Origin of the sequence: Streptomyces rubellomurinus (genome assembly GCF_000961885.1) — a bacterium.
Classification (GTDB): Bacteria; Actinomycetota; Actinomycetes; order Streptomycetales; family Streptomycetaceae; genus Kitasatospora; species Kitasatospora rubellomurina.
Genome location: NZ_JZKH01000053.1, coordinates 1 through 23,730 on the forward strand (window position 1 = coordinate 1; position 23,730 = coordinate 23,730).

Below are 23,730 nucleotides of genomic sequence, written 5' to 3' on the forward strand. Positions count from 1 at the left end.
ACCGGGCCGGACGGCGCCTCGCACCACGGCATGTGGGACATGTCGATCCTCCAGGTCGTCCCCGGCCTGCGGCTCGCCGCCCCGCGCGACGCCGACCAGCTGCGCGCCCAGCTGCGCGAGGCCGTCGCCGTCGACCACGCGCCCACCGTGATCCGCTTCCCCAAGGGGACCGTCGGCCCCGCCGTCCCCGCCGTCGAGCGGATCGGCGGCGTCGACGTGCTGCTGCGCACCGGCCCGCTGCCGGAGATCCTGCTGGTCTCGGTCGGCACCACCGCACCGGCCTGCCTGGACGCCGCCCGGCTGCTGCTCGCCGAGGGCTTCACCGCGACCGTCGTCGACCCGCGCTGGGTCAAGCCCGTCGACCCGGGGCTGGCCGAACTCGCCGCCGCCCACCGGCTGGTGGTCACCGTCGAGGACAACGGCCGGGTGGGCGGCGTCGGTTCGGCCGTCGCCCAGGCGCTGCGCGACGCCGACGTGGACGTGCCCGCGCGGGTGCTCGGCCTGCCGCAGGAGTTCCTGGCGCACGCCTCGCGCGGCGAGATCCTGGAGGAGGCCGGCCTGACCGGCACCGGGGTCGCGGCCCAGACCGCCGTCTTCGCCAAGAACCTGCTACCGACCCGAGGAGCGAACCCGCGCCATGCCGGCTGACCCCGACCGCCCCGCCTTCGACCTCGCCCAGCTGCTCGCCGAACGCGGCGGGGAGCGCTACGAGTTGAACAGCCGCTACGTCAACCCGCAGCTGTCGCGGATGCTGCACACCATCGGTTTCGACAAGTACTACGAGCGCGCCGAGGGCCCGTACTTCTACGACGCCGAGGGCCACGAGTACCTGGACATGCTGGCCGGCTTCGGCATCTTCGCGCTCGGCCGCCACCACCCGGTGGTGCGCTCGGCCGTCCAGCAGGTGATGGACCTGGACCTGCCGGACCTCGTCCGCTTCGACTGCTCGCCGCTGGCCGGGCTGCTCGCCGAGCGGCTGCTGTCGTACGCGCCCGGGCTCGACCGGGTGTTCTTCGGCAACAGCGGCACCGAGGCCGTCGAGACGGCGCTCAAGTTCGCCCGGTACGCCACCGGCCGCAAGCGGATCCTGTACGCCGACCACGCCTTCCACGGGCTGACCACCGGCTCGCTGTCCGTCAACGGGGAGAGCGGCTTCCGCAAGGGCTTCGACCCGCTGCTGCCGGACACCGCCATCCCGCTCGGCGACATCGGGGCGCTGGCCAAGGAGCTCAAGCGCGGCGACGTCGCGGCCCTGATCGTCGAGCCGATCCAGGGCAAGGGCGTCCTCGCGCCGCCGCCCGGCTGGCTGCGCGCCGCCCAGGCGCTGCTGCACGAGCACAAGGCGCTGCTGATCTGCGACGAGGTGCAGACCGGGATCGGGCGCACCGGCGAGTTCTTCGCCTACCAGCACGAGGACGGCGTGCTGCCCGACCTGGTGTGCGCCGCCAAGGCGCTCTCCGGCGGGTACGTGCCGATCGGGGCGACGCTCGGCAAGGGCTGGATCTTCGAGAAGGTGTACTCCTCGATGGACCGGGTGCTGGTCCACTCAAGTAGCTTCGGCTCGAACAACCAGGCGATGGCGGCCGGGCTGGCGACGCTGCGGGTGCTGGAGGACGAGCGGGTGGTGGACAACGCCCGGAAGGTCGGCGACCAGCTCCGCGAGCGGCTGGCCGCGCTGGTCGACCGCTACGAGCTGCTGGCCGAGGTGCGCGGGCGCGGACTGATGATCGGCATCGAGTTCGGCCGGCCCAAGTCGCTCAAGCTGCGCACCGGCTGGACGGCGCTGCAGGCGGCGCGCAAGGGGCTGTTCGCGCAGATGGTCGTCGTGCCGCTGCTGCAGCGCCACCGCATCCTCACCCAGGTGTCCGGGGACCACCTGGAGGTGATCAAGCTGATTCCGCCGCTGATCATCACCGAGCGGGACGTGGACCGGTTCGTGGACGCCTTCACCGACATCATGGACGATGCCCACCGGGGCAGCGGGTTGATGTGGGACTTCGGGCGGACATTGGTGAAGCAGTCGCTCGGCAACCGCTGAGCGGTCGGGGTGTGCGGAGCGGTCGGGGTGTGCGCGGAGCGGGAAGTCGGCCGGGCCGACTTCCCGCTCCGGGGAGACACCGCGTCAGAGCTCGGTCCGGCGGCGGCGGACGACCACCGCGAGGTCCACGGCGGCGAACAGGGTGAGCACGCCGCAGGCCACCGCGAAGCCGATCAGGGTGCCCCGGCTCGGGGCGCCGAACGCGGGGGAGGCGGCCGCCCAGAGCGCGAAGCCGAGCGTCGCCAGCGCGAACAGCGGCGTGAAGGCGAGCGAGAGCAGGAAGCGCAGCTTGAGGTCGCTGCGGGCGGTGGCGGGCTCGGTGCCGCTGCGCCACCGCCGTCGCGGGGTGGTGGTGCGCATGCCGGTCACCTCCGGGCCGCGGCGGGTGGGGCTACCCTTCCAGCGTACGTCCGGGATCGGTGCCGGTACGGGCCGGTGCGGCGGCGGGGCGAGTCCGGGGAGGGGCGATGGCGGAGGCGGCGGACGCCGGGCGTTACACGGGGCTGGGCGTCGAGCGGGCCCGGGAGCTGGCCGAGCGGCACGGCTGGGCGTCGGTCCGGGTGCTGGAGCCGGGGGCGATGATGACCATGGACCACCGGGAGGGGCGGCTCAACCTGGTGGTGCGTGACGGGGTGGTCGAGCGCGGCTGGGAGGGGTGACGCGCTCCGCGGCGCGGGTGTCGGGACGGGGTCGGCGCGGGTGTCGGCGCGGCGCGGGCGTCAGCGGCCGAAGCGTCGGGCCAGCCGCCGTTCGGCTGCGGCGACCAGCGGCTCCAGCAGCGGCAGCGACAGCAGCACCAGCAGGCCGGCGGCCCAGCCGGCCAGCACGTCGGTGACCCAGTGGGTGCCGAGGTAGACCGTGGTGAGGCCGATCGAGCAGGCCGTCGCGGCGGCGATCACGGCGCCGGTGCGCCGCCAGCGGGCGGCCAGGTAGGCGAGCACGCCCCAGGTGACCACGGCGTTGGCGGTGTGGCCGGAGGGGAAGATGGTGCCGCCGGAGAACAGCTCGGGCGAGCCGACGTACTGGGCGTAGTGCGGGCCGAGCCGCCCGGTGACGATCTTGACCGCGCCGACCGTGACGTTCAGCAGCAGCAGCGCGACCGCCATCACCAGCAGCGGCCGCAGCCGGCCGAGCCGGTGGGCGCGCCAGGCGAGCCAGGCGAAGGCGGCGATCGCCGAGGGGCCGCGCTGGCCGGCCACCACCCAGGTGTCGAGCAGCGGCTCCAGCCGGGGCCAGCGCTCGTACGGGCGCAGCAGCCGGACCGACCAGTCGAGGTCGACCAGTTCGGTGTTGAGCAGCACCCCGGCGAGCACCAGCAGGTAGGCGGCGCAGGTGGCGAGGAGCAGGGCGGTGTGGCGGCGGCTCAGCGGCGGCCAGGCGGGCTCGGGGCGGCCGGGGCCGGGCGGCCGGTGGGCGCGGTGGGCACGGTGGGCGTGGTCGGCGGCTCGGGGGCCGGGCCGGGCGGAGGTGCGGTGTTCCGGCCCGCGCCGCTGAATCGGGACGGCGGGGGTAATTCTGACTGGCACGGAGGTGACCATACCCATTCGGGAAGGGTCATTCCGAGGGGAATTGTCATTTTCCCGGGAAATCGACAAACAGGTCGATCGGGTGCGGTCGGGCGGTCGGTTTTCTCGATTATTCGAGCGAGGACCAGTGTTGTCTTCGAATGATTTCGCAAAAGTCCCGGTAAAGGAATAGGAGCGGGGAGCCGGCTCGGCCGGCTCCCCGCTCCGTGGTCACCCTGTGTAGGTTCCGTGCTCGGGAAGGGCTCAGTCGAGGGGGCCGCCCGCCACGTAGATCACCTGACCGGACACGAAGCCGGCGCCCTCGCTGGCGAGGAACGAGATGGTGTGGGCGACATCCTCAGGCTGACCGACCCGCTGGACCGGGATCTGAGAGGCTGCGGCGTGCTGGAAGGCCTCGAAGTCCATGCCGACCCGGGCCGCGGTGGCCGCCGTCATGTCCGTGGCGATGAAGCCCGGGGCGACCGCGTTGGCGGTGATGCCGAACTTGCCGAGCTCGATGGCCAAAGTCTTGGTGAAGCCCTGCAGGCCGGCCTTGGCGGCCGAGTAGTTGGCCTGGCCGCGGTTGCCCTGGGCCGATGAGGAGGACAGGTTGACGATCCGGCCGAAACCGGCGTCCACCATGTGCTTCTGCACCGCGCGGGTCATCAGGAAGGCGCCGCGCAGGTGCACGTTCATGACCGTGTCCCAGTCCGACTCCGACATCTTGAAGAGGAGGTTGTCGCGCAGGACGCCGGCGTTGTTGACCAGGACGACCGGGGCTCCCAGTTCGGCGGCGACGCGGTCGACGGCGGCCTGCACCTGCTCGGCGTCCGAGACGTCGGCGCCGACCGCCAGGGCCCGGCCGCCGGCGGCGGTGATCCGGTCGACGGTGTCCTTGCCGGCGGCCTCGTCCAGGTCCAGGACGGCCACCGCGTAGCCGTCCTCGGCCAGCCGGACGGCGGTCGCGGCGCCCAGGCCGCGGGCGGCGCCGGTGACGACGGCGACCCGGGTGGCGGTGCTCTGCTCGGTCATGCCCACAACTCGTCTCTCTCGGGGGTCTGCCTCCGGGGGAGCGCCCCCGGAGAGGGTGGCCACACCCTACCGGCGGGTAGGGGGCGCGGCCAGGGCGGAGAGCCGCAGGTGACGGTCGGTAAGGACCGACCGGTCGGCTTTCTGCTGAATCCGGGTTACTGCAAGCGGGTCGCAGCGCGTAAATATGCCAATGTTGCCGAACCTGCGTCTACTATCCGCCCCTGCCTGCCAGCAAGGGCCCGCCGTTTGTATAGTGTCCGCCAGCAGCCACCGGCTGCACGGCTGGAGCGCCCTCCCTCATAGCTGGACGCCCACTCGCCGTAACTGCCCCACCCGGGTGTCCCACACACACCGGGTGTGACATCGGGACGGATACATGGTGCTGGGGGAGATCCCGACAACCCGCGTGTCCGCGCGACTGCAGCAGTCGCCCGGACACCTCATTCGCGTTGCGCAGCAGGTTCACACCCGTCTGTGGTCCGAACACGTCGGAGCCGATCTCACGGCTCCGCAGTTCGCCGTTCTGCTGGTGCTCGCCCTGGAACCGGGCGCGGACCAGCGGACGGTCGGCGAGCGTGCCTCGCTGGACAAGGCGACGATGGCCGAGATGGTCGCGCGGCTGGTCCGCCGTGGCCTGGTGCTGCGCAGGCGCGACCCGGCCGACGGCCGGCGCAAGTTGCTCGCTCTCTCGCAGAGCGGGGCCCAGGCGGTGCGCGAGGCCACCGGCGGGGTGGTCCGCGTGCAGCGCGTCCTGTTCGAGCCGCTGACGGCGGAGGAGCAGGTCGAGATCGTCCGGGTGATGGCCAAGATAGCCAGGCTGGAGCCCGCGGCCGTCGCCGTCATGACGGACGCGCGGCCGATACTGGACGCCCAGCGGGCGATCGGCTACCTGATCAGGGTCGGCCAGCAGGTGCACACCAAGCTCTGGTCCGAGCACGTCGGCTCGGAGCTGACGGCGCCGCAGTACGCGGTGCTGGACGCGCTGGAGCTGGAACCGGGCGCGGACCAGCGCACGGTCGGCGAGCTGGCCTCGCTGGACAAGGCCACCATGGCCGAGATGGTCAGCCGGCTGGTGCGCCGCGGTCTGGTGCAGCGCCGGCGCGACCCCTCGGACGGGCGGCGCAACCTGCTCTCGCTCTCGCCGGCGGGGCAGGACCTGCTGCACCGGTCGGCGGCCGGCGTGGCCGAGGTCCAGCGGCTGCTGCTCGCCCCGCTGGCCGAGGAGGAGCACGAGGCTGCGCTCGCGCTCATCGGCAAGGCGGCCAGGCTGTAGCCGACGTCGCACACATCACCGCCAAAACGATTCGCCAACGGTCGGAAGGCTCCGGCGCGCGTCGCGTGCGGTGAGGTGGTGTCGCCGGGTGCCGTGCGGTGCCCGTGACGCGTGAAGGACCGCCGGCCCCCGTGTGGGGGCCGGCGGTCCTTCGGTCGTTCCGGGGGTGGCGGGGCGTCAGGACGGGCGCCGCCGCGGGGCGTTCGAGGCCGCCGCCCGGTGCTCCGTCAGTTCCAGTCGAAGCCCTGCGGGTCCGGACCGATCCGCTTGCCGGTGGCGACGCCGGCGACCGCCGCGAGGTCCTCGGCGTCCAGCTCGAAGCCGGCCACGTCCAGGTTCTCCCGGATGCGGGACGGGGTGACGGACTTCGGGATGGCGATCACACCGCTCTGCAGGTGCCAGCGCAGCACCACCTGGGCCACCGTGCGGCCGTGCTTCTCGGCGATCTTCACCAGCGCCGGCTCGGCCAGCAGCTCGCCGCCCTGGCCCAGCGGGCTCCACGCCTCGGTGGCGATGCCGTGCTCGGCGTGGAAGGCGCGCAGCTCCGTCTGCGGGAAGTACGGGTGCAGCTCGACCTGGTTCAGCACCGGGGTGACGGAGGACTCGGCCAGCAGGCGGGTCAGCTGCTCCGGGCCGAAGTTGGAGACGCCGACCGACTTGACCCGGCCGTCCGCCTTCAGCTGCTCGAAGGCCTTCCAGATGTTCGGGAAGCTGCCGTGCATCGGGCGCGGCCAGTGGATCAGGTAGAGGTCGACGTAGTCGAGGCCCAGCTTGGCCAGCGAGGCGTCGAACTCGCGCAGCACCGCGTCGCGGCCCTGCTCGCCGGACCAGTCACGGGTGCCCGAGTTCCACAGCTTGGTGGTGACGTACAGGTCCTCGCGGGCGACGGCGCCGCTCGCCAGCGCCTCGGTGATCGCCCGGCCGGTGCCGGCCTCGTTCTCGTACACGGCCGCGGTGTCGATGGAGCGGTAGCCCGCCTCGATCGCGGCGCGGACGGCGGTGGTGGCCTCGGCGTCCGGGACCTGCCAGACGCCGAAACCGAGCTGCGGGATCCGGGAGCCGTCGTTGAGGGTGACGCTGGGGATGGTGCTCACGGGGACGCGGTGCCTTCCGGTGGTGCGGGTGGTTTCACTCGGGGCAACCGGTGCCCGGGCGGGATTGTTCCCGCCGTTCGGGCGAATCTCGCGGCGGCCCGGCCGGGGCCCGGCCGGGGCCCGGCCGGGGCCCGGGCGGGGCCCGTCCGGGGCCTGGCCGGGTTGTGAGCGGGTTGGGGGCGGGGGGCGGCCGGCCGGGGCGGGAAAAACCTGTTGCGCGGATCACATTCCGGTTGGCAGGCTCGCGGCCATGACCTCCTGAGATCAGGGCCCTTCGTGCCCTTCCCGTCGTCCGTCGTCGCACGGCGCCCCGCCCCCGGCGGGTCGACGCCGTCGTTCCGGCGTCGCCTCCGACGCCGCCGCGCGGTCGGGCGGCCGGCCCGCCTCCCGAAGCCGGGCCCCGCGCCGCCGTCCGCCCCTGCCCCTGCGCCCCCGCGCCCTGTCCCCGGGCTCGCGCACCCCCGCACCGCCGCGTTCCCCCGCGCCCTTCCGCATCGGAGTGTCATGCCGCTCACCCCCCTGCCGCTGGCCGACCCCGGCCGGCCCGATCTGACCTCGCCCACCGCCTTCCTGCGCTGGCTCGGCCGCGCCCAGCGGCGCGGGCAGGTGCTCGCCACCCTGTGGGCCCTGGTGGAGATGGGCGGCCAGGCCGCCCTGCCGGTGGCGCTCGGCCACGGCGTGCAGGCCGCCGTCGACGGCGACCCGGCCGGGATCTGGCGGGCCGGCGGCCTCGCCGCGCTGCTGGCCGCCGCCGCGGCGGCCGGCGCCGTGCTGCTGCACCGTCAGGCGGTCTGGAACTGGATCCACGCGGCCACCCACGTAAGGCAGTTGGTGGCCCGGCAGGCCTCGCACCTGGGGTCCGGGCTGTCCCGCCGGATCGCCACCGGCGAGGTGGTCGCGGTCGGCAGCGGGGACGTCGAGCGGATCGGCTGGTACGTCGAGCTGAACGCCCGGGTGCGGGCCTCGGTGCTGGTCTGGCTCGCCGTCAGCTCGGTGGTGCTGCTCACCGAGCCGGCGCTCGGGATCGGCGTGCTGCTCGGCGTGCCGGTGCTGGCGGCCTCGATGTGGCCGCTGATCGGCCCGTTCGAGCGGCGCTACGCGCGCCAGCGCGAGCTCGGCGGCAAGGCCGCCGAGCTGGCCGCCGACACGGTGGCCGGGCTGCGGGTGCTGCGCGGCATCGGCGGCGAGGAGCTGTTCCTGGACCGCTACCGGGCCGCCTCCCAGAAGGTCCGCGCCGCCGCCGTCCGCTCGGCCCGGATCTCCGCCCTGATGCAGACTCAGGAAGTGCTGCTGCCCGGCCTGTTCGTGGTCGGCGTCACCTGGTACGGCGCCCGGCTGGCCGCCTCCGGGGAGCTGGCCGTGGGCACCCTGATCGCGGTGTACGGCGCCACCGCCTTCCTGGCGTCGCCGCTGCGCATCCTGGGCGAGGCCGCGCACGCCTGGAGCGTCGCCCGGGTCTCCGCCGGGCGGGCCGTCCGGGTGCTCTCGCTCAGCCGGACCAGCGGGGCGGCCGAGGCCGCGTTGACCCGCCCCGGCAAGGCCGACCTGCACGACCCGGCGACCGGACTCACCGCGCGGGCGGGCGAGTTGACCGCCGTGGTGTGCGGCGACCCGGACTTCGCCGGGGCGCTCGCCGAGCGCCTGGGCGGGCACGTCCCGCTCGCCGAGGGCGAGTCGGAGCAGCCCTCCGTCCGGCTCGGCGGGACGGAGCTGGACGCGGTGCCGCTGGCCGAGGCCAGGGCGGCGGTGCTGGTCCACGACAAGGACCCGGTGCTGCTCTCGGGCACCCTGGCCGAGCTGTTCGACGTCCCCGGCGCCGGGCGGGTGCCGGCGGCCGAGGCGCTGGCCGCCGCCCGCTGCGAGGACGTCCTGGAGGCCCTGGTCGACGGCACGCCGGACTGCGGCGGCGACGCCATGCGGGCCCGGGTCGCCGAGCGCGGGCGCTCGTTGTCCGGCGGGCAGCGCCAGCGGCTCGCGCTGGCCCGCGCGCTGCTGGCCGACCCGCCGGTGCTCGTCCTGGACGAGCCCACCAGCGCGGTGGACGCGCACACCGAGGAGCGGATCGCCGCCGGGCTGCACGGCCTGCGGGCCGGGCGCACCACCGTGGTGTTCGCGACCAGCCCGCTGCTGCTCGACCGGGCCGACCGGGTGGTGCTGCTGCGCGACGGCCGGGCCGTCGCGGCCGGCCGGCACCGCGAGCTGATGCGGGAGGAGCCCGCCTACCGGGCCGCCGTCACCCGCGACGAGGCGCAGCCGCTCGGGGAGGCGGTGTGAGCCGGACCCGGGCGAATCTCCCGAGGGGCCGGGCGCTCCCGCCCCGCCGCCCTCCCGCCGTCCATTCCCCCACGCATCCGAGGAGCACGTCATGAAGCCCCCCGTCCATCGGGAGCAGGGGCCGGCCACCACCCTGCCGGTCGGCTCCCCGGCCGCCGTGCGCGCCTACCTGCGGCTGCTCGCCAGACGCCACCGCGGTGGCTTCTCGGCGGTGGTCGCGCTGCACTCGGTGGCCACCGTGGCCGGCCTGGTCGGCCCCTGGGTGCTCGGCAGCCTGGTCGAGTCGCTGGCCACCGGCACCGCCGAGGGCACCATCGCGGTGGCGGTCGGCTGGTACCTGCTGGCCCTGGCGGTGCAGTCCGCGTTCACCGGCTGGTCCCGGTTGCGCGGGGCCGTGCTCGGCGAGCGGGTGCTGGCCGACCTGCGCGAGGACTTCCTGGTCCGCTCGGTGGCGCTGCCCACCGGCGTGCTGGAGCGGGCCGGCACCGGCGACCTGGTGTCCCGGGGCACCACCGACGTCGACCGGCTGGACAAGTCGATCCGCGAGGCGGTGCCCGAACTCGCCGTCGCCGTCGTGTCGTTGCTGCTGGTGCTCGGCGCGCTGCTGGTCACCTCGCCGCTGCTCGCGCTCACTTCGCTGGTCGGGCTGCCGCTGCTGCTGGTCAGCTCCCGCTGGTACTTCCGGCGGGCGCCGACGTCGTACCGCAACGAGGCGGCCGGGTACGCGGCGGTGAGCAACGTGCTGGCCGAGACGGTGGACGCCGGGCGGACGGTCGAGGCGCTGCGCCTGGGCGAGCAGCGGGTCCGGCTGACGGACCGCAAGCTCGGCGAGTGGCTGGCCTGGGAGCGGTACACGCTGTGGCTGCGCTCGGTCTGGTTCCCGACCATCGACACGGCGTACACCGCGGCGGTGCTCGGCACGCTGGTGCTGGGCGGGCTGTTCACGCTCCGGGGCTGGATCACGGTCGGCCAGTTGACGGCCGGCGTGCTGTACGCGCAGCAGCTGACCGCCCCGGTGGACCTGATCCTGCGCTGGTACGACGAGCTGCAGATCGGCCAGGCCTCGCTGGCCCGGCTGGTGGGCGTGCGCGAGGTGCCGGAGCACGAGGGGGACGAGTCGGCCCGTCCGGACGGCCGCCGGGTCGAGGCCCGGGACGTCCGCTTCGGCTACCGCGAGGGCGCCGACGTGCTGCACGGGATCAGCCTGGACGTCGCCCCGGGCAGCCGGGTCGCGCTGGTCGGGCCGTCCGGGGCGGGCAAGTCGACCCTGGGGCGGCTGCTGGCCGGGATCTACGCCCCCGGCCGGGGCAGCGTCACCCTGGGCGGGGCGGCGCTCTCCCGGATGCCGGCCGAGCGGGTGCGGGCCGAGGTCGCCCTGGTGAACCAGGAGCACCACGTCTTCGTCGGCACGCTGCGGGACAACCTGCGCCTGGCCGCGCCCGCGGCGGACGACACCGAGCTGCGGGCGGCGCTGGACGCGGTGGACGCCGGGGGCTGGGCGGCCGCGCTGCCCGAGGGCCTGGACACCGAGGTCGGCTCCGGCGGCACCGCGCTGACCCCGCCGCAGGCCCAGCAACTCGCCCTGGCCCGGCTGGTGCTGGCCGATCCGCACACCCTGGTGCTGGACGAGGCCACCTCGCTGCTGGACCCGCGCGCCGCCCGGCACCTGGAGCGCTCGCTCTCCCGGGTGCTGGAGGGCCGCACCGTCATCGCGATCGCGCACCGGCTGCACACCGCGCACGACGCGGACGTGATCGCGGTGGTCGAGGGCGGTCGGATCAGCGAGTACGGCAGCCACCCCGAGCTGGTCGCGGCGGGCGGCCCGTACGCGGCACTGTGGCGCTCCTGGCGCGACGAGCGCTGACGCCTCGTCGGCCGGGCTCAAACCCGCACGGGGCCGGATTGCCCCGTGCGGGTTACTCCCTCGCCCGGAAGGGCGCGTAACCGGGCAAATCGGTGCCGCCGCCCGCAGACTGCTCCGGTGACCAAGATTTCAGACGGCTCGGCCCGCCCACAGCGCAGCGAGATCGGTGGGATTCCCACCCGGTACATCGGGATCGGCGTCATCGTGATCCTCGCCGTGTGGTTCCTGTTCGCCAACCTCGACAAGGTGAAGATCCAGTTCTGGGTGTTCACCGTGACCGCGCCGCTGTGGATCGCGCTGCTGGCCACCCTGGTCGCGGGCGCCGTGCTGGGCTGGCTGCTGAAGGGACGGCGCGGCCGGTGAGCGCCGCCCCCGAGCCGGCCCCGGCCGGCGCCTCGTCCTTCACCCCGCTGATCGAACTGCGCGGCGTCAACAAGCACTTCGGGGACCTGCACGTGCTGCAGGACATCGAGCTGACGGTCGGCCGCGGCGAGGTGGTCGTGGTCATCGGTCCGTCCGGCTCCGGCAAGTCGACGCTCTGCCGGGCGATCAACCGGCTGGAGCCGATCGAGCGCGGCACCATCCTGATCGACGGCGAGCCGCTGCCCGAGGAGGGCAAGGGGCTGGCCCGGCTGCGCGCCGAGGTCGGCATGGTGTTCCAGTCCTTCAACCTGTTCGCGCACAAGACCGTGCTGCAGAACGTCTCGCTCGCCCAGATCAAGGTCCGCGGCCGGGCCAAGGCCGAGGCGGACGCCAAGTCCCGGGCCCTGCTGGAGCGGGTCGGCCTCGAAGCGCACGCCGGCAAGTACCCGGCGCAGCTGTCCGGCGGGCAGCAGCAGCGGGTGGCGATCGCCCGGGCCCTGGCCATGGAGCCGAAGGCGCTGCTGTTCGACGAGCCGACCTCGGCGCTCGACCCCGAGATGATCAACGAGGTGCTGGACGTCATGCGCCAGCTCGCCCACGAGGGCATGACCATGATCGTGGTCACCCACGAGATGGGCTTCGCCCGGGCCTCCGCGAACCGGGTGGTCTTCATGGCGGACGGCCGGATCGTCGAGGACCGCGCCCCGGAGGACTTCTTCAGCGCCCCCGAGAGCGAACGCGCCCGGGACTTCCTGTCCAAGATCCTGAAGCACTGAGGCGGCGCCGTGAACCGTACGACGACGCGCGCCGCGCGCCCGCGCACCCGCCCGCGATTCCGTCCGCGCACCCGTCCGCTGGCCGTCGCGCTCCTGCTCGCCGTCCTCGCGGCCGGCTGCGGCAAGGCCGGCACCCCGCCGCCCAAGGGCCCGCAGCCCAGCTCCCTGCCGAGCTACCAGGTGCGGGACGCCGCGTCGATCACCGGCTCGCCGACCCTGGACGCCGCCCGCGGCCGGGGCCACCTGGTCGTCGGCGCCAAGGAGGACCAGCCGTACCTGGGCCAGAAGAACCCGGCCACCGGCGTGTACTCCGGCTTCGACATCGAGATCGCCAAGATGGTCGGCGCCTCGCTCGGCTTCCCGCCCGAGCGGATCCAGTTCAAGACCATCGCCTCGGCCAACCGCGAGACCGCCCTGCAGAACGGCCAGGTGGACTACTACGTCGGCACCTACACCATCAACGACAACCGCAAGAAGCTGGTCGGCTTCGCCGGCCCGTACTTCGTCGCCGGGCAGTCGCTGCTGGTGCGCAAGAACGACGACCGCATCCACGGGCCGCAGGACCTGGACGGCCGGAAGGTCTGCTCGGCGGCCGGCTCGACGCCGTACCAGCGCATCCAGTCGCAGTACCCGAAGGCGCACCTGATCGGCTACGACACCTACTCGGCCTGCGTGGACAACCTGATCACCGACCAGGTCGACGCCGTCACCACGGACAACGCGATCCTGCTCGGCTACGCCGCCAAGGTGCCGGACGAGCTCAAGGTCGTCGGGCCGCTGTTCTCCAAGGAGCCGTACGGGATCGGGACCCCGAAGAACGACACCGCGCTGCGCGCGGCGCTGAACGACGCGCTGGCGAGCCACGAGCAGAACGGCGACTGGAAGAGGGCCTTCGACGCGACCCTCGGCCTGTCCGGGGAGCCCGCGCCGACCCCGCCGCCGATCGACCGGTACTGAGGAGGGCCGCGCTGTGAAGACGCTGACCGACAACTGGTCGACCTACTGGGACGGCTTCCTCGGCACGCTCTCGCTGTTCGCGGTGAGCGGCGTGCTGTCCCTGGTACTGGGGGTGCTGATCGCGGGCTTCCGGGTCTCGCCCGTGCGTCCGCTGCGGGTGTTCGGCACGGTGTGGGTGACGGTGCTGCGCAACACGCCGCTCACCCTGCTGTTCTTCATCGTGGTGCTGGGCCTGCCGCGCTTCGACATCACGCTGCCCTTCTACACCTTCGCGGTGCTCGCGCTCGGCTGCTACACCTCGGCGTTCGTCTGCGAGGCGATGCGCTCGGGCATCAACACGGTGCCGACCGGGCAGGGCGAGGCGGCCCGCAGCCTGGGCATGAGCTTCGGGCAGACGATGGGCCTGGTGGTGATGCCGCAGGCGTACCGCTCGGTGGTGGCGCCGATCGGCAGCGTGATGATCGCGCTGGCGAAGAACACGGCGATCGCCGGCTCGTTCAGCGTGACCGAGCTGCTGGGCACCTACCGGACCATCAACGAGCTCGGCTACAGCATCATCTGGACCTTCGTCTGGATCGCGGTCGGCTACCTGATCATCACCCTGGCCGTCAGCGCCGTCTTCAACCTGCTGGAACGACGAGTGGCGGTGTCCCGATGACCGTTGAATCCTCGGCGCTGTACGACATCCCCGGCCCGAAGGCGCTGGCCCGGCACCGGCTGTACGGCGGGATCGCGCTGCTGCTGATCGCGGCGCTGGTCGGCTGGGTGGTCTACATGCTGTTCCACACCCACCAGTTCACCTACGCCAAGTGGGAGCCCTTCGAGTACCGGGGCGTGCAGGACCTGCTGCTGCGCGGGCTCGGCAACACCCTGCGGGCCTTCGCCTGGACGGTGCTGTTCGCGCTGCCCTTCGGCGCGCTGTTCGCGGCCGGGCGGCTGTCCGACCACCGGGTGGTGCGCTGGCTCTCCACCCTGGTGGTGGAGTTCTTCCGGGCCATGCCGCTGCTGGTGATGATCTTCTTCGTGTTCGTCGCCCTCAAGGTGCAGCCGCTGTGGGCGCTGGTCGCCGGGCTGGTGCTGTACAACGGCTCGGTGCTGGCCGAGGTGTTCCGGGCCGGCGTCCTCGCGGTGCCCAAGGGGCAGCGGGAGGCGGCGTACGCGCTCGGCATGCGCAAGACCCAGGTGATGGCGTACGTCCTGGTGCCGCAGGCCAACCGGGCGATGCTGCCGGCGATCATCAGCCAGCTGGTGGTCGCGCTCAAGGACACCTCGCTCGGCTTCCTGATCACCTACGAGGAGTTCCTGCACGCGGGCAAGCTGATCGCCACCAACCTGGACTACGACCTGCCGTTCATCCCGGTGGTGATCGTGATCGCGCCGATCTACATCGGCATGTGCCTGCTGCTGTCCTGGCTGGCCCGCTGGGTCGAGCGGCGCAGCCGGCGCAGCCCGAGCGTGAAGGGCGGGGTGCCGGTCGCCAAGGCCGGGGTGGCGATGGGGCTGCCGCCGTCGGCGCAGCAGTGAGCAGGCCGGTTCGGGCTTGAACCATAGGTGCGGATGAGGTCCGGGCCGGTATCTCCAATTTCCTCTTATGATTGCGGGGATCGACGGCAGACGACCGGGCGGAGGGGCCATGGAGCCGGTGTTCGACTCGCGGCACATCAGGACGTTCCACGAGGTGGTCAGGGCCGGCTCGTACTCCGCCGCCGCGCGCGAGCTCGGCTACACCCAACCCGCCATCACCCAGCAGATGAAGGCCCTCGAACGCACCGTGGGCGTGCCGCTGTTCACCCGCGCCGGGCGCGGGCTGCGGCTCACCGAGGCCGGCGAGACGCTCTCCCGGCACGCCGAACTCATCCTCGGCAGCCTCTCCGCCGCCCAGCAGCAGCTCGCCGCGCTCGCCCGGCTGCGCGCCGGGCGGGTGCGGGTGTGCGCCTTCCCTAGCGCCAACGCCACCCTGATACCCGAGGCGATGGCCCGCCTCCTCGCCGAGCACCCCGGCGTGCGGGTCGAACTGCTGGAGGCCGAGCCGCCGGACTCCGTCCAGCGGCTGCTGCGCGGGGAGTGCGACATCGCGCTGGCGTTCCGTTACCCGGGCGCGCCCACCGAGGTGCCGGACGGGCTCGACGAGATCCCGCTGATGGAGGACCTGCTCACCGTGCTGCTGCCGGTCGGGCACCCGCTCGGCCGCCGGCACGCCGTCCGGCTCGCCGACCTCGACGGCGAGCGGTGGATCGCCGGCTGCCCGCGCTGCCGGGCCAACCTGCTGCAGGTCTGCGCGGAGGAGGGCTTCGCGCCGGACATCGTGTTCTCCACCGACGACAACCTCGCGGTCCAGAGCCTGGTCGCCGCCGGGGTCGGGATCGCGCTGATGCCCGCGCTGGTGCTCTCCTTCATGTGCCACCGCAAGGTCACCGGGCGGGCCGTCGAGCCGCACCTGCGGCGGCAGGTCAGCGCCTACGTGCTGCGCGAGCACCGGCGCATCCCCGCCACCGGGCTGGTGCTGGACCACCTGCGGCGGGCGGCGGCGAGCCGGGTCGGATGCTGACACATAAGCAGTAGTGGGGGTATCGCTTAGGAACCCTCGTTGGACGTGATGGGTCGGTTCGTCCGAACCTGCTCCCATGACACCCCCCTCCACCGTCGGCAGTGACCGACTCACCGAGCGGATGACCGCGCTGATCAGCGAGATCCGGGCCGTGGTGGACCGCGGACTGCCCCCGGAACTCACCGCCTACCTGGTCGGCGAACGCCTCGCCCCGCACCTGCTGGCGGCGACGGACGGGCCGGACGCCCTGCTCACCCCCGCCCAGCAGGAGGGCGACCCGCAGCGCTACCGCCAGCACGTCGTGCACGCCGAGGAGGACGGCAGCTTCTCCGTCGTCGCCCTGGTCTGGCTGCCCGGGCAGCAGACCTGCATCCACGACCACGTCTCCTGGTGCGTGGCCGGCGTCCACCAGGGCCAGGAGAGCGAGACCCGCTACCGGCTCGTCTCGGACGGCCGCACCGCCCGGCTCGTCGAGACCGAGCACGTCGCCGGCCCGGCCGGCAGCGTCGCCGCCTTCGCCCCGCCCGGCGACATCCACCTGGTGCGCAACGCGTGCAGCACCACCGCCATCTCCATCCACGTGTACGGCGCGGACGTCTCCCGGCTCGGCACCAGCATCCGCCGGGTCTACCGGCTGCCCGCCGACCAGGAGCAGTGAGCGGCGGCGTGGCACTCACCCTCAAGCAGCGCGCCGTCCGCACCCGCTCGCTGCCCCCGCTCGGCGGGGACGCCCCCGGCCTGCTGCTCGCGGCGGCCGGGGTGGCCGCCGCGATCGGCGTCCACGCGGCCGTGCCGGCCGTGCCCAAGCTCACCGCGGCCGTCGTGCTCGGCATGGCGGCCGCCCACCTGCCCGGGCTGCGTCCGGTGGTGCGCGGGGTCGCCCGCCCGGGGCTGTCCCTGGCCGGGAAGCGGCTGATGCGCCTGGGCATCGTGCTGCTCGGGCTCAAGCTGAGCCTCGGCGACGTGCTCGGCCTCGGCTGGGCCACCGTCGCCATGGTGCTCGCGGTGGTCGCCGCGACCTTCACCGGGACGCTGTGGCTCGGGCGCCGGCTCGGCCTGCCCGGCGACCAGCCGCTGCTGGTCGCCACCGGGTACTCGATCTGCGGCGCCTCGGCGATCGGCGCGGTCAGCCAGGCGGCCGGCAGCGACGAGGAGGACGTGGCGTCGTCGGTCGCGCTGGTCACCCTGTGCGGGACGCTGGCGATCGCCGTACTGCCGCTGCTCCAGCAGCCGTTGGGGCTCGGCGACGTGGAGTTCGGGCGGTGGGTCGGCGCGAGCGTGCACGACGTCGGGCAGGTCGTCGCCACCGCGCAGAGCGGCGGGGCGGGGGCGCTGCGGGAGGCCGTCCTGGTCAAGCTGATGCGGGTCGTGCTGCTGGCGCCGCTGGTCGCCGGGGTGGCCGTCGCGGTGCGGCGGCAGGCCCGGTGGGTGAAGGGCCGGGCCGCCGACGCCGGGACCGAGGCCGAGGGCGGGGCCGAGGGCGGAGCCGGGTCGGCGAAGGCGGGTGCGCGGCCGCCGATCGTCCCGCTGTTCGTGGCCGGATTCCTGGCGATGATCGTGCTGCGCACCACCGGGGTGCTGCCCGAGCGGGCGCTGGGCCTGGCCGGGGACGCCCAGGAACTGCTGCTGGCCGCCGCGCTGTTCGGGCTCGGCAGCGCCGTGCACCTGCCGACCATGATCCGCACCGGCGGGCGGATCGCCCTGCTCGGGCTGGCCTCCTGGGTGGTCGTCGCGGGCGTTTCGTACGCGGGAGTGCTGGTCACGACCTGACCGGGGCGTACGGGCGGCTCCGCTATTGTCGGGCGGGTACCCGGTCGGGCGTACCCGCCCGACCGGGAGCCCCTGCACCCGAGTTCGCCGAGGAAGCCGGATGACGACCGCACTGCCCGAACGCAACGGCGACGACGCCGTCGTGACCCTCGACCGCCGGGAGGGCCCGTACGGCGAGGCGGTCCTGCGGCAGCGCGGGCAGCACTACGAGATCATCGTCAACGGCTGCTTCCTGATGGACACCGTGGACGGCCGCTCCGAGCGGCTGCTGATCCAGGCGGCGCTGGACGAGCTGGAGCGCACCGGCGGCGGTGCCGAGCGGCCCTCGGTGCTGATCGGCGGCCTCGGCGTCGGATTCTCGCTCGCCTACGCGGCGGCCGAACCGCGCTGGGGGCGGATCGCTGTCGTCGAGCGGGAGAGCGCGATCATCGACTGGCACCGCGGCGGGCCGCTCGGCGCCTTCTCCGGCGGCGCGCTGGGGGACGAGCGGGTCGCGGTGCTCCACACCGACCTGCTGGAGTACTTGGCGGCGGAGGACGGCGAGCGCTTCGACGCGCTCTGCCTCGACATCGACAACGGGCCGGACTGGACCGTCACCGACTCCAACGACGGGCTGTACGGCGCCGACGGGCTCGCCGCGCTCTGGCGGCGGCTGCGGCCGGGCGGGGTGCTGGCGGTGTGGAGCGCGCAGCCTTCGAGCGCCTTCGAGGAGGCGCTGCGCGCGGCGGGCTTCGCCGACGTGGTGACGCACGAGATCCCGGTCAGCCGGGGCGTGCCGGACGTGGTCCACCTGGCCCGGAGGGTCGCCGACTGAGCTGAACCCGGCTGCTGCCGGGGGGAGTTGGCGAGTCGTCGGCCCTCCTCGGCGGTACGGGTGTCGGTCGCGCGCGAACGGAGAGCGGCGAACGGCGAACAGAGTTCAGCCGACAACTTTCAGCGAACAGATAACAGATGTTGAAATCTGTTATCTGTTCGCTGTTTGTTGTTTCTTGTTCCCTGGCCCCCGGGGGAGCCGGGCTCAGCCGAAGGGGCGGTGCTCCGGCGTCCGGTCCGCCTCGGCCTCGGCCGTGGGCTCGTCCGGCGGGGTGAGGGGCATCGTCGGCGGAGCGAAGGGGTCGAAGTCCGGCGGCGGGATCATCACGGGCGTGCCCTTGCGCGGCTTCGGCTCCTCGTCCTCGGCGGCCTCCGCCACGGCCTCGGCCGGTGCCGGGATGCGCGGCGGGGTGCTGGGCGGCGGCGGGACGGCCGGGCCGTCCGAGGCGACGGTGGTGCCGAACGGGTCGCGCGGCTGCTCGGCCGCGACCGTCGTGCCGAACGGGTCGGGGGCCGCGCCCGCTCCGGCGGCCGCCGCGGGCTCGGCGGCCGGGGTGAGGGGCATGGTGGGCGGGGCGAAGGGGTCGAAGTCCGGCGGGGGGATCAGGACGGGGGTGCCCTTGCGTGGCTTCGGCTCCTCCTCGACGACCTCGACGGCTTCGGCGACGGCCTCCTCGGCGACCGCTGCGACCGCCTCGGCGGCGGGCTCCGGGCTCGGCGCGGGGGTGGGCCGCGGGGCCGGCTCGGGTTCGGCGACCGGGGCGAAGGGGTTGAAGTCCACGGGCGGGGCACCGACCGGGGCGGCCGGCACCGGGTCGATCACCGGGTCGATCACCGGGTCGGTCGCCGGCGCGGGAACGGCGGCGGGAGCGGGCCCGGCCGCCGGCCGTACCGCCTCCCCGTCCCAGCCGAACTGGATGCTCTTCAGCAGTTCCGCGAACGCCCCGGTGTACAGCTCCCAGTCCTCCGGCCGCGCCGTGGACAGCTGGACGCAGAGCACGGTGCCGCCGTCCGGCAGCGGCACGAAGGCCTCGACCACCGAGGTGACGACCCAGCGCCGCTGCCCGTCCGCGGCGAGCGGCGCGGGCACCGGGACGGTCCGCGCCTCGACCAGGACGGCCGCCGGCCCGGCCGGCAGCAGGACCGTCCACACCTCGGCGTGCCGCCGTACGGTGGCCAGTTCGGTGGCGAGCCCGGTGATCGGCAGCGGGTGCCGGGCGAGCGAGACGACCAGCGCGGCGTCCGTGGCGCGCCCGTCCGACTCCAGGGCGCAGACGCCCGCGTAGGCCGTCCCGGAGTCCTGGAACAGGTCGGCGAGGGTGGCGGTGATCACCGCGAAGTCGCGGCGCGGCTCCGGGCCGGCGCCGCCGAACAGCTCGTCGGCGACCTCGCCCAGGTGTCCGGTCAGCTCCTCGGCCGCCGCGAGCGCGGCCGGGTCGGCTGCGGCCGTGCCGGGCCGCCGGGCCGGGACGGTCCGGGCGGTGGCCCCGGCGGGCCCGCCCGGGGAGGTCAGCGCGTGGAAGCCCGGCGGGACGACCAGCCGGACCTCGGCGCCCGCGCCGGTGGGCAGTTCGACGGGCTGCCGGGTCTGCTGCCCGGCCGCCAGCGCGGCCAGCGCCGGGGTGAACGGCGGGCGCAGCTTGGCGTCGGCGAACTCGCCGGTGACCGGCAGCTGGAACAGCGCGGCCGAGGTGGTGCCCCGGTCGGCGATGGCCCCGCGCACCGCCCCGCCGCCGTAGCGCTCGTGCAGGTCGGTGGTGGCCCGGTCGGCGAGGCGGGCGCCGCTGCCGGGGCGGGCCGTCCCGGCGGTGATCACCGTGCCGAGCCGGTCGAGGGCGGTGTGCACCGGCCCGTTGGGGGCCAGCGGGAGCCCGAACAGGGCCTCGGCGGCGGGGTGGTGGGCCTCGCGCAGGGCGGTCAGCGAGGCCGCCGGGTGGCGGGTGGTGCGGTGGTCGAACAGGGCGTCGGTGAGCGTGCCGAGGGTCGCGCAGACCTGTTCCGCGGCCGCGAAGGGGTTGGCCTCCGGGCTGAACTGGACGTCCTGGGTCACCTGGTGAGCCCCCCGCTCTGCTGCGTCTGTCGTCGGTGGTTCGGGTCGGAGCGGTCGCGCCCGGGGTGGCGTGCCGTCGGATCCCCGCCCATTCCTATCAGAGGCCGCCACCCGGGTTGAACCGCAGGATCACCCGATGATCATTCGACGGCGGTCCCGGCGCCGCCCTCGGTGGCCCGCGGGCCTGCCTCGGCCCCGGTGGCGGTGGCCAGCGCGGTGACCGCCTCCGGGAGGCCGGGGACGGCGAACAGGCCGGCGAGGTCCCGCACCAGGCGCCCGGTCGGGCCGTCCGGCCGCTCGTCGGCGAAGAACCCGGCGAGTTCGGCGGCGAGTTCCGGCTCCCGGGCGGCCGTGAGGGTGAGCGCCGCGACGAACTCCTGCACCAGGTGCAGCTGCAGGTCCTCCAGCGGCACCGAGCGCTCGGACAGCCACTCCAGCGAGGTGATCTCCGCGTTGGCGATCCAGGCCCGGACGGCCAGCCGCAGGCCGGGGCTCGGCGCGGGGAGCGCCAGGTGGGCGAGGATCTGGTCGTGCGCGGCCCGGCGGACCTCGTCGATCACCGCCGAGGTGCCCGCGCTGGCCGCCACCGAGCCGCCGCGCAGCAGCGCCGCGAAGCCGGGCCCGTGGCTGTGCACGAAGTCCAGGTAGCGGCCCATCACCCGGTACAGCCGCTCGGACAGAGGCCCCTCCATCGGTTCCTCGAAGCGGGCCGACAGCTCCTGCCCGGCCCGCCGCAGGGACTCCTCGTAGATCGCCTGCTTGCCGGGGAAGTAGTGGTAGACCAGCGGCCGGGAGGCGCCCGCGGCGGCGGCGATGTCGTCGATCGACACCTCCTCCGGCGGGCGCCGGCTGAACAGCTCCAGGGCGACGGCGATCAGCTGTTCGCGCCGCTCGTCCACGCTGAGGCGCCGGCGCGGCCGCTCGCCGGTCGCGCCCCGGTCGGCTGCGGAGGTCCGTTCGACGCGGTCGGCCGTCGGCGACGGCGTACGGGAGGCCATGCGCGCCACCCTATAAGGCGGGCGCTCGAACGCCCATGCGGCCGCGGGCCCGGCGCCCGGTCAGCCGGCCCGCAGCTCCAGGTAGCGGCGGTAGGCCTCCACGCCGTCCGGGACGAAGGCGTCCCGGGCGAGTCGCTCGGCGAGCTCGGCGTGGGTGATCCAGTCGTGCCAGGCGACTTCGGACACCTGCGGGGAGACCGGGCCGTCCCACTCGGCCTCATACGTGTCGCACCACCAGGACAGGCCGGCCGCGTCGTCCCGGTAGAGGAACTTGAAGAGCGGGCGCGGGGCGATGCCCGTCACGCCCAGCTCCTCCTGGGCCTCGCGGACGGCGGCGTCGGCGTAGGTCTCGCCGGAGCCGACGACTCCGCCGACGAACATGTCGTAGGCGCCCGGGGCGAACAGCTTGGTGTCGGTGCGGCGGTGGACGAAGATCCGGCCGTGCGGGTCGCGGACCAGGACGAAGACGCACCGGTGGGTCAGACCCTGCCGGTACACCTCCCCGCGCAGGGCGGTCCCGACCACCCGGTCCTGTTCGTCGACGACGTCCAGCAGTTCTTCGGAAGGGTTGCTCATGATCGACACGTTAAGGTTTCCGGGCCCGATTCGTAGGACGATCGGGAAACCATGACCTGGTCAGGAAAACGAGCTGAGGGCGGCGCGCTGTGGTGCAGATCTGGGGCGGGACGGCCGAGGGCTTCGAGCCGGTACGGGCGGCCTTCGCGCGCAACTTCGCCGAGTACGGCGAGCTGGGCGCGGCCTTCGCGCTGTACGTGCGCGGCCGCAAGGTGGTCGACCTGTGGGGCGGCGACGCCCGGCCCGAGGTCGGCGGGCGGCCCGCGCCGGCCGTCCCCTGGACGGCGGACACCGCACAGGTGCTGCGCTCGGTCACCAAGGGCCTGACCGCGACCGTCGCGCTGCTGCTGGCCGAGCGCGGCCAGCTGGACCTGGACGCGCCGGTGGCCTCGTACTGGCCGGAGTTCAAGGCGGAGGGCAAGGGCGAGATGCCGGTGCGCTGGCTGCTCTCGCACCAGGCCGGCCTGCCCGCGCTGGACGAGCCGCTGCGGCTGGAGGACGTGCTGACCTGGGAGCGCGCCGCGGCCGCCGTCGCCGCGCAGGCGCCCGCCTGGGAGCCCGGCACCGCGCACGGCTACCACCCGTACACCTTCGGCTGGCTGGTCGGCGAGGTGGTGCGGCGGGCGAGCGGCCGCAGCGTCGGACGGTACTTCGCCGAGGAGATCGCCCGCCCGCTCGGACTGGACCTGTGGATCGGCCTGCCGGCCGCCGCCGAGGCCCGGGTCGGCCGGCTGGTCGACCTGCCCGCGCCCGAGGCGGCCCGCAGCGGCCCGAGCGGGCTGCGGCTGCGCCCCAAGCAGTCCGTCCGGGACGCCTATCAGGACCCGACCTCGCTGACCGCCCGCTCCTTCGCCTCGGTCGGCCCCACGGTGGACCTCAACGACCCGGCGGTGCACGCCGCCGAGATCCCCGGGGGGAACGGCATCGGCACCGCCCGCTCGCTGGCCCGCTTCTACGCGGCGCTGATCGGCGCGGCCGACCGGGCGGACGGCTCCGGCGCGCTGCTGCCGCCGCTGCTCGGGCCCGAGGTGCTGAGCCGCGCGCTCGGCCCGGCGGTGAGCGGCCCGGACCGGGTGCTGATCGTCAACTCCACCTTCGGCCTGGGTTTCTGGCGGCACGGCCCGACCGCGCCGATGGCCTCCCCGGCGAGCTTCGGCCACCCGGGCCGGGGCGGCTGCCTGGGCTTCGCCGACCCGGACCTCGGGCTGGGGTTCGGCTACGTCACCAACGGCATGCAGCCGGGCGTCACCGGGGACGTGCGCTCGCGCAACCTGATCCGCGCGGTGCGGGGGTGCCTGGGGCTGTCCTGAGCCGTCCTGAACCGACCTGAGCCGTCCTGAACCGACCTGAGCCGTCCTGAACCGACCTGAGCCGTCCTGAACCGACCTGAACGGTCCTGAAGGTCCTGAACGGTCCTGGAGGGCCCTGCGGCCGGGGAGTCAGGCCTGGCCGGTCTCGAAGCGGCTGATCCTTCCGCCGCTGGTGACCGTGAAGCGCCAGGCGGTGCGCATCTCGCCCCAGGTCTCGTTGCGGAAGTTCGCGACCAGCGCGCGGCCGCCGTCCGCCTCGGTCTGGACCTCCATGTGGCCGTGGGAGCCGAAGATCTCCCGGTCGATCCAGGGCAGCAGGTCGCGGTCGGAGCCGTCGTCGGACATGGTCGCGTCCGGGGCGAGCAGGGCGAGGAAGGCGTCGCGGTCGTTCGCGTTGATCGCGGTGACCAGGGCGCGGACGGTCGGGTCGGAGAGCTTGGCGGGGGCGATGGTCATCGGGACTCCCTGGGTGCGGAGGGGACGGGAGTC

24 protein-coding genes are annotated in these 23,730 nt (G+C 74.2%); 16 read left to right on the forward strand and 8 right to left on the reverse strand.

Annotation, left to right across the window (positions count from 1 at the left end):
• A partial coding sequence (locus VM95_RS23560; protein WP_045700061.1) for a transketolase C-terminal domain-containing protein occupies positions 1 to 648 on the forward strand: 648 nt, incomplete at its 5' end.
• Positions 638 to 2,038 carry an aspartate aminotransferase family protein gene (locus VM95_RS23565; RefSeq protein ID WP_045700062.1) on the forward strand — a complete coding sequence of 467 codons (1,401 nt, stop codon included), beginning with the start codon at positions 638 to 640 and terminating at the stop codon, positions 2,036 to 2,038. The genes VM95_RS23560 and VM95_RS23565, both read left to right, overlap by 11 nt.
• A gap of 84 nt (positions 2,039 to 2,122) precedes the next feature.
• Here VM95_RS23565 and VM95_RS23570 read toward each other — a convergent pair whose 3' ends face one another.
• Complete coding sequence (locus VM95_RS23570; protein ID WP_045700063.1) at positions 2,123 to 2,398, reverse strand: DUF6343 family protein; 276 nt, start codon at positions 2,396 to 2,398, stop codon at positions 2,123 to 2,125.
• A 107-nt stretch (positions 2,399 to 2,505) separates the two neighbouring features.
• Here VM95_RS23570 and VM95_RS23575 point away from each other — a divergent pair, with 107 nt between their 5' ends.
• Entirely contained in the window at positions 2,506 to 2,697 is a 192-nt protein-coding gene (locus tag VM95_RS23575) for an I78 family peptidase inhibitor (RefSeq protein WP_045700064.1), read from the forward strand.
• A 60-nt stretch (positions 2,698 to 2,757) separates the two neighbouring features.
• On the opposite strand, the gene VM95_RS23580 is transcribed toward VM95_RS23575, so the two are convergent.
• Positions 2,758 to 3,564, reverse strand: a complete 807-nt coding sequence (locus tag VM95_RS23580) for a phosphatase PAP2 family protein (protein ID WP_341846027.1) — start codon at positions 3,562 to 3,564, stop codon at positions 2,758 to 2,760.
• 243 nt (positions 3,565 to 3,807) lie between these two features.
• Complete coding sequence (gene fabG, locus VM95_RS23585; protein ID WP_045700065.1) at positions 3,808 to 4,575, reverse strand: 3-oxoacyl-ACP reductase FabG; 768 nt, start codon at positions 4,573 to 4,575, stop codon at positions 3,808 to 3,810.
• Positions 4,576 to 4,951: 376 nt separating this feature from the next.
• Here fabG and VM95_RS44590 point away from each other — a divergent pair, with 376 nt between their 5' ends.
• Entirely contained in the window at positions 4,952 to 5,848 is an 897-nt protein-coding gene (locus VM95_RS44590) for a MarR family winged helix-turn-helix transcriptional regulator (RefSeq protein WP_279616849.1), read from the forward strand.
• A 227-nt stretch (positions 5,849 to 6,075) separates the two neighbouring features.
• Here the strand turns inward: VM95_RS44590 and VM95_RS23595 are convergent, their stop codons facing one another.
• Entirely contained in the window at positions 6,076 to 6,942 is an 867-nt protein-coding gene (locus VM95_RS23595; protein ID WP_045700066.1) for an aldo/keto reductase, read from the reverse strand.
• 504 nt (positions 6,943 to 7,446) lie between these two features.
• Here VM95_RS23595 and VM95_RS23600 point away from each other — a divergent pair.
• The 11 genes from VM95_RS23600 (at position 7,447) to VM95_RS23650 (ending at position 18,308) form a co-directional block, all read left to right on the forward strand.
• Entirely contained in the window at positions 7,447 to 9,216 is a 1,770-nt protein-coding gene (locus VM95_RS23600) for an ABC transporter transmembrane domain-containing protein (protein ID WP_045700067.1), read from the forward strand.
• A 91-nt stretch (positions 9,217 to 9,307) separates the two neighbouring features.
• Entirely contained in the window at positions 9,308 to 11,080 is a 1,773-nt protein-coding gene (locus VM95_RS23605) for an ABC transporter ATP-binding protein (RefSeq protein WP_045700068.1), read from the forward strand.
• 117 nt (positions 11,081 to 11,197) lie between these two features.
• Positions 11,198 to 11,443, forward strand: a complete 246-nt coding sequence (locus VM95_RS23610; RefSeq protein ID WP_045700069.1) for a lipopolysaccharide assembly protein LapA domain-containing protein — start codon at positions 11,198 to 11,200, stop codon at positions 11,441 to 11,443.
• Between the two features lie 47 nt (positions 11,444 to 11,490).
• Positions 11,491 to 12,219, forward strand: coding sequence for an amino acid ABC transporter ATP-binding protein (locus VM95_RS23615; RefSeq protein WP_045700097.1), 729 nt, complete (start codon positions 11,491 to 11,493; stop codon positions 12,217 to 12,219).
• A 9-nt stretch (positions 12,220 to 12,228) separates the two neighbouring features.
• Entirely contained in the window at positions 12,229 to 13,176 is a 948-nt protein-coding gene (locus tag VM95_RS23620; protein WP_425265347.1) for a glutamate ABC transporter substrate-binding protein, read from the forward strand.
• Between the two features lie 13 nt (positions 13,177 to 13,189).
• On the forward strand, positions 13,190 to 13,834 hold the full coding sequence (locus VM95_RS23625; protein WP_045700070.1) for an amino acid ABC transporter permease: 645 nt from the start codon (positions 13,190 to 13,192) through the stop codon (positions 13,832 to 13,834).
• Positions 13,831 to 14,700: an amino acid ABC transporter permease gene (locus VM95_RS23630; RefSeq protein ID WP_045700071.1), complete on the forward strand. Its 870-nt coding sequence runs from the start codon at positions 13,831 to 13,833 to the stop codon at positions 14,698 to 14,700. The genes VM95_RS23625 and VM95_RS23630 overlap by 4 nt, the downstream gene beginning before the upstream one ends.
• Positions 14,701 to 14,818: 118 nt before the next feature.
• Entirely contained in the window at positions 14,819 to 15,724 is a 906-nt protein-coding gene (locus VM95_RS23635; RefSeq protein ID WP_045700099.1) for a LysR family transcriptional regulator, read from the forward strand.
• A gap of 76 nt (positions 15,725 to 15,800) precedes the next feature.
• Positions 15,801 to 16,382, forward strand: a complete 582-nt coding sequence (locus VM95_RS23640; RefSeq protein WP_045700072.1) for a cysteine dioxygenase family protein — start codon at positions 15,801 to 15,803, stop codon at positions 16,380 to 16,382.
• A gap of 8 nt (positions 16,383 to 16,390) precedes the next feature.
• Positions 16,391 to 17,494: a YeiH family protein gene (locus VM95_RS23645; RefSeq protein WP_078860438.1), complete on the forward strand. Its 1,104-nt coding sequence runs from the start codon at positions 16,391 to 16,393 to the stop codon at positions 17,492 to 17,494.
• 100 nt (positions 17,495 to 17,594) lie between these two features.
• On the forward strand, positions 17,595 to 18,308 hold the full coding sequence (locus tag VM95_RS23650) for a spermidine synthase family protein (RefSeq protein ID WP_045700073.1): 714 nt from the start codon (positions 17,595 to 17,597) through the stop codon (positions 18,306 to 18,308).
• Positions 18,309 to 18,512: 204 nt separating this feature from the next.
• On the opposite strand, the gene VM95_RS23655 is transcribed toward VM95_RS23650, so the two are convergent.
• The 3 genes from VM95_RS23655 to VM95_RS23665 all read right to left on the reverse strand — a co-directional run bounded on the left by VM95_RS23655 (position 18,513) and on the right by VM95_RS23665 (position 21,931).
• Positions 18,513 to 20,357 (reverse strand): hypothetical protein, encoded by a 1,845-nt coding sequence (locus VM95_RS23655; RefSeq protein ID WP_045700074.1) that lies wholly within the window; start codon positions 20,355 to 20,357, stop codon positions 18,513 to 18,515.
• 140 nt (positions 20,358 to 20,497) lie between these two features.
• Positions 20,498 to 21,355: a TetR/AcrR family transcriptional regulator gene (locus tag VM95_RS23660; protein WP_078860436.1), complete on the reverse strand. Its 858-nt coding sequence runs from the start codon at positions 21,353 to 21,355 to the stop codon at positions 20,498 to 20,500.
• Between the two features lie 60 nt (positions 21,356 to 21,415).
• Positions 21,416 to 21,931 (reverse strand): NUDIX hydrolase, encoded by a 516-nt coding sequence (locus VM95_RS23665; RefSeq protein WP_045700102.1) that lies wholly within the window; start codon positions 21,929 to 21,931, stop codon positions 21,416 to 21,418.
• A gap of 89 nt (positions 21,932 to 22,020) precedes the next feature.
• Between VM95_RS23665 and VM95_RS23670 the strand changes: the two genes are divergently transcribed.
• Positions 22,021 to 23,241, forward strand: coding sequence for a serine hydrolase domain-containing protein (locus VM95_RS23670; protein WP_045700075.1), 1,221 nt, complete (start codon positions 22,021 to 22,023; stop codon positions 23,239 to 23,241).
• A 129-nt stretch (positions 23,242 to 23,370) separates the two neighbouring features.
• On the opposite strand, the gene VM95_RS23675 is transcribed toward VM95_RS23670, so the two are convergent.
• Positions 23,371 to 23,697, reverse strand: coding sequence for a nuclear transport factor 2-like protein (locus tag VM95_RS23675; protein WP_045700076.1), 327 nt, complete (start codon positions 23,695 to 23,697; stop codon positions 23,371 to 23,373).
• Positions 23,698 to 23,730 lie beyond the last annotated feature (33 nt).